The following is a 10,873-nucleotide window of genomic DNA, read 5'->3' as shown; positions in this document are numbered from 1 at the left end:
TTGCGTAGGCGGCGTCCGGCTGCATAGGTGGTCGGTGCTTGTGGGTGCCGGTTTTGTGGGTGGTCGGTGCTGGTGATGCCGGTTTGGTGGGTGGTTAGCGGCGTTCTAGTGCTGAGACTAGGCGGGGGAGTGAGCTGCCTAGGCCCCATTGCTTGCCCAGCTCCGCTACGCGGTCGGGGTCGATTGGGGCTGTGGGTACCTTGTCTGGGCGGTCCAGTACTACTGGGGCGTCTACTGCCACGTTGACCACTGTTGGTGCGGCTGCCAGGTAGTCCTCTGCTGCGATGAGGCTGTTGCGGGCCCTGGTGGTGAGTTTGCGGTCTCGTGGGTCTGTGACTGCTGCCAGTACGGCTTCTAGAGAGCCGAATTCGGTGATGAGTTTTGCTGCCGTCTTCTCGCCGATGCCTGCTACGCCCGGTAGGCCGTCTGAGGGGTCGCCTCGCAGTACTGCCATGGCTGCGTAGGCGGATCCTGCTGAGTCGGCCGGGAGGCTGTACTTCTTGGCCAGTTCTTCTGGTCCTAGTAGTTCTGCTTTTGCCCAGCCGCGGCCCACGTAGAGGACTTTGACCTCGGTTGGGGTGTTGCGGACCACCTGGAAGAGGTCGCGGTCGCCTGTGACTACCTCTACGTTGTCTGTTTTTTCGTGGTGGGCCAGTGCGCCGATGACGTCGTCTGCTTCGTAGCCGGTGGCTTCGGCGGTGCAGATGCCCACTGCTGCCAGGACGTCCATGATGATCGGGATTTGTGGTGTGAGGGTGTCCGGGACTTCTTCGGAGCCGTCCGTTGCTTCCGCTGCTACGCGGTGTGCTTTGTACGACGGGAGGGCGTTGGTGCGGAAGTCCGGGCGCCAGTCCGCGTCCATGCAGGCGACCAGCCTGTGCGCGTGGCGTTCGGTGATGACTCGGGCGATGGTGTCGATGAAGCCGCGCACCGCGTTGATCGGGGTGCCGTTCGGCGCCGTCATCGATTCGGGGAGCGCGTAGAAGGCGCGGAAGTACAGGCTGGCGGAGTCGAGCAGCACGAGGGGTTGGGCCACGGCGGCAAGACTGCCAGACGGCGGGCCACTAGGCTCGGCGACATGTCGACGAGTGTTGGCCCCATCGATGTTGACGCGCTGCGTGGGCGGCTGGACCGTGCGGGGGCGGTCGCCGCAGCGGCTGGCGTGGACGCGTTGTTGATCTCGCCCGGTTCGGACCTCGCGTACCTGCTGGGGGTGGGTGGGACGTCGTTCGAGCGGTTGACGTGCCTGGTGCTGCCCGTCGGTGGGTCGCCGGTGCTGGTCGTGCCGAAGCTGGAGGCCCCAGGGTACGCGGGGCTGCCCACCGGTGAGCTGGGTGTCGAGGTGGCGACGTGGGTCGACGGTGAGGATCCGTACGAGCTGGTCGTGCGGGCGTTGCGCGAGTCCGGGCGGGTCGCGGTGGCGGACATGATGCCCGCGTTGCACGCGTTGGCGTTGCGCGACGCGATCGGTGGGGAGCAGGTGCTCGCCGGGCCGGTGCTGCGGGAGCTGCGGATGCGCAAGGACGCGGTGGAGGTGGCCGCGCTGCGGAAGGCCGGTGCGGCGATCGACCGGGTGCACGCCCGTGTGGGTGAGTGGTTGCGGGCGGGGCGCACCGAGGCCGAGGTGGGGGCGGACATCGCCGCCGCCATCGTCGAGGAGGGGCACACCACCGCGGAGTTCGTGATCGTCGGGTCGGGGCCGAACGGTGCCAGTCCGCACCACAGCCTGTCGGACCGGGTGATCGAGGTCGGTGACGTCGTGGTGGTCGACATCGGCGGGCCGGTGGCCGAGGGCTACTGCTCCGACTCGACCCGCACGTACTCGGTCGGTGAGCCGCGGTTCGACGACGTGCGGTCGACCTACGCGGTGCTCCAGGCCGCGCAGCAGGCGGCCGTCGACGCGGTTCGTCCTGGGGTGACGGCGTCCGAGGTCGACGCGGCCGCGCGGTCGGTCATCGCCGACGCGGGCTTCGGCGAGTACTTCGTGCACCGCACCGGGCACGGCATCGGCATGGACGTGCACGAGGAGCCGTACATCGTGGGCGGCAACGACCTGGTGCTGGAACCGGGCATGGCGTTCAGCGTGGAGCCGGGCATCTACCTGCCGGGGCGGTGGGGCGCCCGGATCGAGGACATCGTGATCGCCACGGAGACGGGTGTGGAGAGCGTCAACAACCGTCCGCACGAGCTGGTGGTGCTCCCCGCGTGACGAACCTGGAACCCATCGACAGGGCCATCCTCAAGCAGTTGGCCGCCGACGGCAGGTGCAGCTTCACGGACCTGGCCGAACGGGTGGGCCTGAGCGTGTCGGCCGTGCACCAGCGGGTGAAGCGGCTGGAGCAGCGCGGGGTCCTGCTCGGCTACCGGGCCCGGCTGCACGGTGACGAGATCGGGTTGCCGCTCAGCGCGTTCATCTCGATCACGCCGATCGACCCGGCCGCGCCGGACGACTACCCCAAGCGCCTCGAGCACCTGCCGCAGATCGAGGCCTGCTACTCCGTGGCGGGCGACGCCTCGTACGTGCTGCGGGTGCGGGTCGCGTCGCCGGGGGCGTTGGAGGAGCTGCTGCGGCAGATCCGCGAGGCCGCGAACGTGTCGACGCGGACGACCGTCGTGCTGTCCACGCCGTACGAGGACCGGCCGCCCGCGGTGTGACGGGCCCGTGTCACACGCCGGTCAGCGCCGGGTAGTCGGCCAGCTCGATCCGGGTGGCGAAGCGGTCCGTCAGCCACAGCATGGACCGCAGCAGCGGCCGGGACTGGAACAGCAGGTTCCGCGCCCGGATGCCGCGTCGGGTCCGGGGTGCGAGGAACTGCCCTGCGTTGCCGTTGCGGGAAACCCTGGCGTAGGGCCGGAACTTCTCCTCGTAGCGGGTGAACGCCGTCCGGTGGTCGCCCGCCGCCGCCGCGAGTTCGCCCGCCAGCACGTACGCGCCGACGACCGCGAGCCCGGTGCCGAACCCTCCCAGCGTGTTGCCGAACGCGGAGTCCCCGAGCAGCACGACCCGTCCCCGCGACCACCGGTCGACCTCGACGCGGCTGATCGAGTCCAGGTACACGTCGGACAGCCCGTCGACCACCTCGGGCATCCGCCAGCCGCCGTGCTGGAAGGCCTTGCGCAGCAACGCTTTCTGCTGGGCGGGGTCGTACCGGTCGTAGTCCAGCGGTTCGGACGCGAACACGAGGAACGCGTCCGCCTTCGGGCCGCCGACCGCGACCATCCGCCCCGGCTCGTTGTACATCACCGCTTCGTCGAGTGACACGTCCGTCGAGGCGAGCGCGTAGTGGTAGCCCAGGAACCGGACGTGGTCGGCTTCCGGGCCGAACACCAGCCGCCGGACGTTCGAGTGGATGCCGTCCGCGCCGACCACGAGGTCGAACGTGCGCGGCGGGGCGTGCTCGAACGTCACGTGCACGCCGTCGGTGGTCTCCGTCAACGACGTGATCGTGTCGCCGTGCACGTAGTCGCACCCGGTCGTCCGCTCGTGCAGCAGAGCGGCGAGATCACCCCGGCGGATCTCCACCTCGCCGCCGGTGAACTCGCCGGGGATCACGGTCAGCGCCCGGCCGTCGGCGTCGATCACGGTCTGGTCGCCGCCACCGGTCTGCCGCCGCCGCACCTCGTCCAGGATTCCCATCCGCTCCAGCACGGCGAGGTGCGTGGCCCCCTTGAAGTCGACGGCCTGCCCGCCGGAGCGCGGACCGGGAGCCTTCTCCACGACGGTGACGCGGCAGCCCGCGCGGTCGAGCCAGTAGGCGAGCGCGGGACCGGCGATGCTCGCGCCGGAGATGAGGACGGTGGTGTTCTTCATGGGGAGCAGCGTGTCCGGCCGCCCTGACAACCCGTGAGCAGTCCGCTGACGGTCAGCCGTCCACCACTGTCAGCGCCTCCTCGCGGGACAGGCCCGCACCCCGCGCGAACGCCGCCGCGAACCCGGCCGGGCCGAGCGAGGCCGTGGCCGCGCGGGCGATCCTGGCCACGTCGGGGTCACCGGTCACGGCCGTCCCGCGCACGGCCACCGCCGCTCCGAGCAGCAGCGCGGCCCGTTCGGCCCGCCCGGTCACCAGCGCGGCGTCGGCCTGCCCCTCGACGGCCGCGGCCAGGTCCGCCAGCGGTGACGTCCGGGCCGCGGCCAGTGCTCGGGTGTGCAGGTCCACGGCGGTGGCGGGGTCGGCGAGACGGGCGAGCGCGGTGAGCACGGCCGCGTCGGTCGGTGCCGGGGCGAGGTGGCGGCGGGCCTCCGTGAGGTCGCCCCGCAGCCGGGCGACCTCGGCGAACCCGAGGCGCACGGCCGCGGGGACGTCGGCGTGCCCGGCCTCGGCGCTCAGGGTGGCCGCCAGCCGGTAGTCGGCGGTGGCGGCGTCGAACTCGCCCTGCCGCACCAGGCACCCCGCGCGGCGGCACAGCACGTCCACGCGTTCCTCGGGCGCGCCGAGCTGCCCGAACGCTGGCAGCGCCTCGGCCCACAGCGCGTGCGCGCGGTCCCAGTCACCGCGCCAGCTCGCGACCTGCGCCAGCCAGTCCAGCGCCTGCGCGGTGCCCCAGCGCTCGCCGAGCGCGCGGAACCGCTCCAGCACCGCGAGCAGGCGGCGTTCCCCCTCGGCCGGACGCCCGTGCAGCAACCGCACCAGCGCGATGCCCAACTCACCCAGCGCGGCGTTCCACGGGTCCGCGCCGGGCAGCGGCTCGTCCTCCGGTGGCGGACCCCACGGCCCGACCGCCATGCCCCACCTGGCCACGCCGAACGGGTACCGCACGGGCCACCCGAGCCCGTGGACGACCCGCAGCGCCCGTTCCCAGTGCACGGGGGAGGCACGCGGCACGGCGTGCACGACGCACGCGACGTACTCCTCCTCGAACCCGGCGGGCACGTCCTCCAGCAGCGTCGCGGCGATCTCGCCCACCTGACTGCTGCGGCCGGTGAACCACCAGTACGCCGACAGCGTCGCGACCAGCCGGTAGGCGGTCTCGCGGTCCTCCCGCGCGGCCCACCGGAGCGCGGCCACCAGGTTCCCGTTCTCCGCCGACAGCCGCGCCAGCCAGACGAGCTGGTCGGCGCCGCGCAGGAACGGGTCCGCCCGCCGGGCGAGGTCGAGGTGGTAGCGGGCGTGGGCGCGGCGGAGGTCCGCTGCGTCGGTCAGCCGGTCGGCGCAGAACAGCCGGATGGTGTCGAGCATCCGGTACCGCTCGCCGTCGGTCTCCACGAACGACCTGTCGACCAGGTCCGCCAGCACGTCCTCGGAGCCGCCGCAGACCGCCTCCACGGCGGCGAGCGGCGCGCCGTCGGTGAACACCGCGAACCGCCGCGCCACCTCGCGCTCCTCCGGCCCGAGCAGGTCCCAGCTCCATTCCACGACCGCCGTCAGCGTGCGGTGCCGGGCCGCCGCCGTGCGGTCACCCCGTGACAGCAGCCGGAACCGGTCGTCCTCGCGCAGCCGCACCGCGATCTCGGCCGCGGTGAACTGCCGCAACCGGGCGGCGGCCAGCTCGATCGCCAGCGGCAGCCCGTCCAGCGCGGCGCAGATCGCGACGACCGCGTCGGCGGTCCCCGCGTCGACGGCGAAGCCGGGCCGCACGGCCGCCGCCCGGTCGGTGAACAGCCGGACGGCGGGCGTGGTGTCCAAGGGCGCCAACGGGAGCAGCACTTCCCCGGTCAACCCGAGCGGTTCCCGGCTCGTCGCCAGCACGGAGAGCGAGGGGCACTCGGTCAGCAGCGTCCTGGCCAGCCCCGCGACGGCGTCGACCACGTGCTCGCAGTTGTCCAGCACCAGCAGGTCCCGGTCCAGCGCCGCCACCAGCACGCGGTCCGGCGGCACCGAGCCGGAGCGCAGGCCGAGCGCGGTCAGCACCGCCCACGGCACCTGGTCGCCGTCGGTGAGCGGCGCCAGGTCCACGAAGCACGCGTCCCGCCCGGCCACCGATTCCACGGCCAGCCTGGTCTTGCCGATCCCGCCGGGCCCGGTAATCGTGACCAGCCGCGCGTCCCGCAGTTCCCGCAGCCGCGCCAGTTCGGCGTCCCGCCCGGTGAAGCTGGTCAACTGCGCGGGCACCCGGCGCCGCGCGGGCCGGTCCGCGCGCAGGATCTCCAGGTGGGCCGCGGCCAGCTCGGGGGAGGGGTCGGCGCCCAGCTCGTCGGCCAGCAGCCGTCGAGCCGACTCGAACTCCGCCAGCGCCTCACCCCGGCGCCCCGCGGCCTCCAACGCCCGCAACAGCCGCGTCCGCAACCGCTCCCGCAACGGGTGCGCGGCCACCAACGCCCGCAGTTCGGCCACCGAGCCACCACCCGGCAACGCCGCGGCCAGGTCCTCGACCGCGGTCAGCCGCAGCTCCTCCAGCCGCTCGGCCCGAACCGGGTCGCGGGGCAGGTCCACCAGCGCGGGCCCGCGCCACAACCCCAGCGCCTCCCGCAGCACCACGACGGCCTGGGCGTGCGCACCGGCGTCGAGCAGCCGCCGCCCCTCGGCAGCGAGCCGCTCGAACCGCGACGCGTCCACGTCGTCCGGGTCCACGTCCAGCCGGTAACCACCACCGTGGAACCGCACGGGCACCACCCGCCGCAGCCGCGACACCTGCGCCTGCACCGCGTTCGCCGCCCCGACGGGCGCCTCGTCCCCGTACTGCCCGACGACGAGCCGCTCCACCTCCACCACCCGACCCGCGTCGAGCAGCAGCATCACCAGCAGCGCCCGCGGCCGGGGCCCGCCGACGTGGACCAGCTCACCGTCGGCGGACCACACCTCCAGGGGACCGAGCACGCCGAATCGCACGCCGGTCAGCCTGGCACACGGCTCCCCTCCCGTGAGCGGAGCCGTGTGCCGGGGTGTCAGCAGCCGTCGAGCGTGATGATCACGGCGCTGCCCGCCGCCACGTCGACGCCGAGCCTGCCGTCGCGGGCCCGGACCTGCTCCGCCCGCCCCGGCCTGAGGTGGCCCTGGCGGTCGACCGTGGAGCCCTGCACGGCCGTCGCCACGCCCGCGAGGCTGTCCCCGGTGAGACGGAGGACCTCGGCGCCGCGCGCGTCGACGGCGATGTCGAGGCGCACGGGCGCGGCGGTGGTCTCGTCCTTCTGGACCACGGCGATCCTGGTGCGGCCGTCGTCGCCCTTCACGGCGTACGCGGTGACGTTGCGGTCGGTCGACAGGGTGAGCGGCAGGAACCTGCCGGACTTCATCTGCCGGGCCATCCACAGGCCGTAGTAGATCGGCATGGCCCGGTACACCTTGGCCTGCTCGTCGGCCGCGTTGGCGGCGCAGAGGGGCGTGTAGCGCTGGAACTTGCCGTTCCAGATGGGCTCGTCGCACACACCGAGTCCACCGTGGACGTTGATGCCGTCCACACCGGCCTGTGCCATTTGCAGGCTGTAGTCCAAGCCCCACAACGCGGACGCGTACCTGTTGCTCACGCCGTCGACACCGCCGCTGTAGGCGGAGTTGGCCTCGTCGACCCGGAAGGCGAGCCCGTTGGCCTTCGCGGCGGCGAGGTTCTTCGACACGGCCTTGAGCTGGTTGGTCACGGTCGTCGGCGACAGCAGCGTCGCGATCGTGGCGTCCGGGCCGCCGCTGTACTGGTGCACGGTGACCATGGACATCCGGTCCTTCTCGTCCGCGGCCAGCGAAGCCGCCCACGTCGACGAGGTGCCCGCGGTGTCGGGACCGGCGATGCGCGTGCTGCCGACGGCGGCGGCGCAGCGCTCCCAGTCCGTGCGGTAGTCCGCGTAGGCGTACCCGGCGGGCCGGAAACCCTTGCCCACCCACTGGTCCGGCTCGTTGCCGCACTCGGCGGCGACCAGCTTCCGCCCCAGGATGGAGGACATCGACCTGGCCTGGTCCCTGCCCAGCGCCTCGTCCCAGCGGCCCAGGTTGATGCCCACCATGGTGTCCCAGCCGGTGACGGACAGGAACCTGTTGAGCCGCTTGATGTCCGTCGGGGTGACGACGTCGTTCACCCACTCCGGCAACGGGTTCGGCGGCTGCTGGCCCTGCGGGACCCAAAGGGTGTCGCGGTCGAGGGTGTTGCCGGAGATGCGGACGTTGCTGCGGCCCAACGTCTTGAACAGGGCGGCGGCGTTGCCCTTCGCGGCGTCGAGGTTGCCGATGCCGAGTTCCCGCATCTCGAACGAGAGCCCGACGAAGTCGGACGCCAGCCGTCCCGCCGGGTTGGCCGTGTCGATCGTGATGGTGGCCGTGGACGCCGGGTCCGCGGTCGCGGTGGTGGTGCCGGTCAGGGTGGCCACCACGGTGGCCGCACCAAGGGCCGCTCGCCAGCCGGTGCTGATTTTGCGCATGCCGATCTCCTCGTACGCGGAAAAGGACCGGCGGCGGCACCCTTGCGAGCGAGCTACAGCGATCAAGCGGTGCCACGGTACGTCGGCGCGGCGCACGCGGGCAAGATCATGCGGAGATACCGGTCGTCGACGAAAAGGGAGACCGAACGATGAGCGTGGTGCACCGCCTCGGTGACGGGCTGGTCAACTTCTACCTCGTCGACACGGGCGAGGGCCTGGTGCTGGTCGACGCCGGTCTGCCGGGCCACTGGACGGGCTTCCTGGCCGACCTCGACCGGCTGGGGATCGCCCCGTCGGACATCACCGACGTCCTCGTGACGCACGGCCACCCGGACCACATCGGCCTCGCCGAGCGGCTGCGGACCGAGGCGGGGGCGCGCGTCCACGTGCACCGGGCCGAGGCCGCGCTGGTCGCCGCTCCGCTGCGGCCCGCCGCCGACGCGCGGCCGGAGAAGTCGATCGCCGGGTACGCCCTGCGGCGGCCGAGCGGCCTGCGGACCCCGTTGCACCTGCTCAGGCTCGGGGCCCTGCGCACCCGGCCGGTGGTCGAGCCGGTCCTGTTCGCCGACGGCAGGCTCGACGACGTACCGGGCCGCCCGCTCGCCGTCCACACCCCCGGCCACACGCACGGGAGCACGGTGTTCGTGTTCGCGGAGCAGGCGTTCACCGGGGACGCGCTCGTCACGCGCGACGAGATGGTCGGCCACGTCGGGCCGACGCTGCTGTGCCGGGCGTTCACCAACGACGGCCGCGCGGCGCTGGAGTCGTTGCGGGCGCTGGAGTCCCACGACGTCGCCACGGTGCACCCCGGCCACGGCGACCCGTGGACCGACGGCCTGCCGTCCGCCGTCCGAGCGGCGGTGGCCGCGGGCGTGCGGTGATGGCGGAATACGAGGGGCATGTGTCGTTGCCGTCCTCATCGGGCTCCACCACAGTGGAGGAGTGCGCGAGGTGGTGGTCGTCGGCTACGACGACGTGGCCCTGATGGACGTCGCCGGGCCGGTGGAGGTGTTCGAGGGGGCGGGTGGTTACCGGGTCCGGCTGGCCACGGTCGGAGGTGGTCCGATGCGGGCGACCGCCGGTCTCCGGGTGCTGGCCGAGGACCTGGCCGACGTCGACGGCCCCGTCGACACGCTGCTCGTGGTCGGCGGGTTCGGTTTCGAGGCGGCGGCGACCGACGAGGTGCTGATCGGCCACGTCCGGCGGCTGGCGGCCGGTGCGCGGCGGGTCGCCGGGGTGTGCACCGGGGCGTGGCTGCTCGCGGCGGCCGGGCTGCTCGACGGCGGCCGGGCGACCACGCACTGGGCGTTCTGCGCGAAGCTGGCCCGGCTGCACCCGACCGTCGAGGTGGTGCCGAACGCCATCTTCGTGCGGCACGGCCGGATCACCACGTCGGCTGGCGTAACGGCGGGGATCGACCTGTCGCTGGCTTTGGTCGCCGACGACCACGGCCAGGACGTGGCCCGCGAGATCGCCCGCTGGATGGTGGTGTTCCTGCAACGGCCGGGCGGGCAGTCCCAGTTCAGCGTCCGCTCCAGCGTTCCGACGGTCCGGTCCGAGGGGCTGCGGGTGCTGCTCGACGCCATCGCGGCCGACCCCACGGCGGCGTGGACGGTCGCCGACATGGCCCACCGCGCCGCGATGAGCACCCGGCACCTGGCACGGGTGTTCCCGCGCCAGGTCGGCCTGCCACCCGCGCAGTACGTCGAACGGGCTCGCGTCGAGTTCGCCACCGGACTGCTCGACTCCGGCGACGAGGCCCTCGACGTCGTCGCCCGCCGGAGCGGGTTCGGCTCGCCCGAAACGCTCCGAAGGGCTTTCCAGCGCGTGATCGGGGTGTCGCCCGGCGGCTACCGATCGCGCTTCCGCACCACCGGCTGAGGAGATCGAAGTGGACATCGCTTTCGTGCTCTACCCCAACATGACCGCGCTCGACCTGGTCGGCCCGTACGACGTGCTGTCGCCCGGACCGGACGTGACCGCGCACCTCGTCGCCGCGACCCCGGACCCGGTGCTCGCGGGCTCGGCGATGCGGCTGGTCCCGACCACGACGTTCGACGAGCTGGACCACGCGGACGTCATCGTCGTGCCCGGCGGCGAGCCGTACGACGTGCTGGCCGATGGGGCGGTCGCGGCCTGGCTGCGCAAGGTCCACCCGACCGCGACCTGGACGACCTCGGTGTGCACCGGCTCGACGCTGCTGGCCTCCGCGGGCGTACTGGAGGGCAAGCGCGCCACCACGCACTGGGCGCTGCGCGACCTGCTGGCCTCGCTGGGGGCGGAGGTGAGCACCGACCGGGTCGTGCGGGACGGATCGGTGCTCACCGCCGCCGGCGTCTCCGCGGGCATCGACATGGCGTTGACGCTGGCGGGAATCCTGTGGGGCGACACCGTCGCCCAGGGCATCCAGTTGGCCATCGAGTACGACCCCGAACCGCCGTACGACAGCGGTTCGGTGGAGAAGGCGGCACCCGAGGTGGTCGACTTCGTCCGGGGCGTCATCGCCAGTGGCTTCAGTGCGGATAAGGACGAAGCTGCGACGGCCTGACAGCGGCTGCTCGTGGTGAGGTAGTCGGTGCTGGTGGAGGG

General features: G+C 72.7%; 9 protein-coding genes. 5 read left to right on the top strand and 4 right to left on the bottom strand.

Annotated features, from left to right (window positions below; genetic code table 11):
- Positions 1 to 94: 94 nt before the first annotated feature.
- A complete protein-coding gene (locus tag NZH93_RS34855; RefSeq protein WP_259627545.1) occupies positions 95 to 1,036 on the bottom strand; it encodes a 5'-3' exonuclease in 942 nt (313 codons plus the stop codon).
- A 42-nt stretch (positions 1,037 to 1,078) separates the two neighbouring features.
- Here NZH93_RS34855 and NZH93_RS34850 point away from each other — a divergent pair, with 42 nt between their 5' ends.
- Both NZH93_RS34850 and NZH93_RS34845 read left to right on the top strand, forming a co-directional pair.
- On the top strand, positions 1,079 to 2,209 hold the full coding sequence (locus tag NZH93_RS34850; RefSeq protein ID WP_259627544.1) for a M24 family metallopeptidase: 1,131 nt from the start codon (positions 1,079 to 1,081) through the stop codon (positions 2,207 to 2,209).
- Entirely contained in the window at positions 2,206 to 2,655 is a 450-nt protein-coding gene (locus tag NZH93_RS34845) for an Lrp/AsnC family transcriptional regulator (protein WP_259627543.1), read from the top strand. The genes NZH93_RS34850 and NZH93_RS34845 overlap by 4 nt, the downstream gene beginning before the upstream one ends.
- Before the next feature lie 10 nt (positions 2,656 to 2,665).
- On the opposite strand, the gene NZH93_RS34840 is transcribed toward NZH93_RS34845, so the two are convergent.
- From NZH93_RS34840 to NZH93_RS34830, 3 genes are read right to left on the bottom strand one after another with little or no spacing between them, the layout of a single operon-like run.
- Complete coding sequence (locus NZH93_RS34840) at positions 2,666 to 3,811, bottom strand: FAD-dependent monooxygenase (protein WP_259627542.1); 1,146 nt, start codon at positions 3,809 to 3,811, stop codon at positions 2,666 to 2,668.
- 52 nt (positions 3,812 to 3,863) lie between these two features.
- A complete protein-coding gene (locus NZH93_RS34835; protein WP_259627541.1) occupies positions 3,864 to 6,767 on the bottom strand; it encodes an ATP-binding protein in 2,904 nt (967 codons plus the stop codon).
- Positions 6,768 to 6,823: 56 nt separating this feature from the next.
- Positions 6,824 to 8,284 (bottom strand): hypothetical protein, encoded by a 1,461-nt coding sequence (locus NZH93_RS34830; RefSeq protein WP_259627540.1) that lies wholly within the window; start codon positions 8,282 to 8,284, stop codon positions 6,824 to 6,826.
- A 149-nt stretch (positions 8,285 to 8,433) separates the two neighbouring features.
- Here NZH93_RS34830 and NZH93_RS34825 point away from each other — a divergent pair, with 149 nt between their 5' ends.
- The 3 genes from NZH93_RS34825 (at position 8,434) to NZH93_RS34815 (ending at position 10,832) form a co-directional block, all read left to right on the top strand.
- A complete protein-coding gene (locus tag NZH93_RS34825; RefSeq protein ID WP_259627539.1) occupies positions 8,434 to 9,165 on the top strand; it encodes an MBL fold metallo-hydrolase in 732 nt (243 codons plus the stop codon).
- Between the two features lie 61 nt (positions 9,166 to 9,226).
- Positions 9,227 to 10,165 carry a GlxA family transcriptional regulator gene (locus NZH93_RS34820; protein ID WP_259627538.1) on the top strand — a complete coding sequence of 313 codons (939 nt, stop codon included), beginning with the start codon at positions 9,227 to 9,229 and terminating at the stop codon, positions 10,163 to 10,165.
- Positions 10,166 to 10,175: 10 nt separating this feature from the next.
- Complete coding sequence (locus tag NZH93_RS34815) at positions 10,176 to 10,832, top strand: DJ-1/PfpI family protein (RefSeq protein WP_259627537.1); 657 nt, start codon at positions 10,176 to 10,178, stop codon at positions 10,830 to 10,832.
- The last annotated feature ends 41 nt before the right edge of the window (positions 10,833 to 10,873 follow it).

It is taken from the genome of Umezawaea endophytica (assembly GCF_025061645.1).
GTDB lineage: Bacteria > Actinomycetota > Actinomycetes > Mycobacteriales > Pseudonocardiaceae > Umezawaea > Umezawaea endophytica.
This window is presented reverse-complemented; position numbering and strand designations above follow the sequence as displayed.

Excerpts from the sequence above, each read along its gene's own strand:
- NZH93_RS34840 (WP_259627542.1), bottom strand. The coding sequence starts at position 3,811 with ATGAAGAACACCACCGTCCTCATCTCCGGCGCGAGCATCGCCGGTCCC.
- NZH93_RS34830 (WP_259627540.1), bottom strand. The coding sequence starts at position 8,284 with ATGCGCAAAATCAGCACCGGCTGGCGAGCGGCCCTTGGTGCGGCCACC.
- NZH93_RS34825 (WP_259627539.1), top strand. The coding sequence starts at position 8,434 with ATGAGCGTGGTGCACCGCCTCGGTGACGGGCTGGTCAACTTCTACCTC.
- NZH93_RS34850 (WP_259627544.1), top strand. The coding sequence starts at position 1,079 with ATGTCGACGAGTGTTGGCCCCATCGATGTTGACGCGCTGCGTGGGCGG.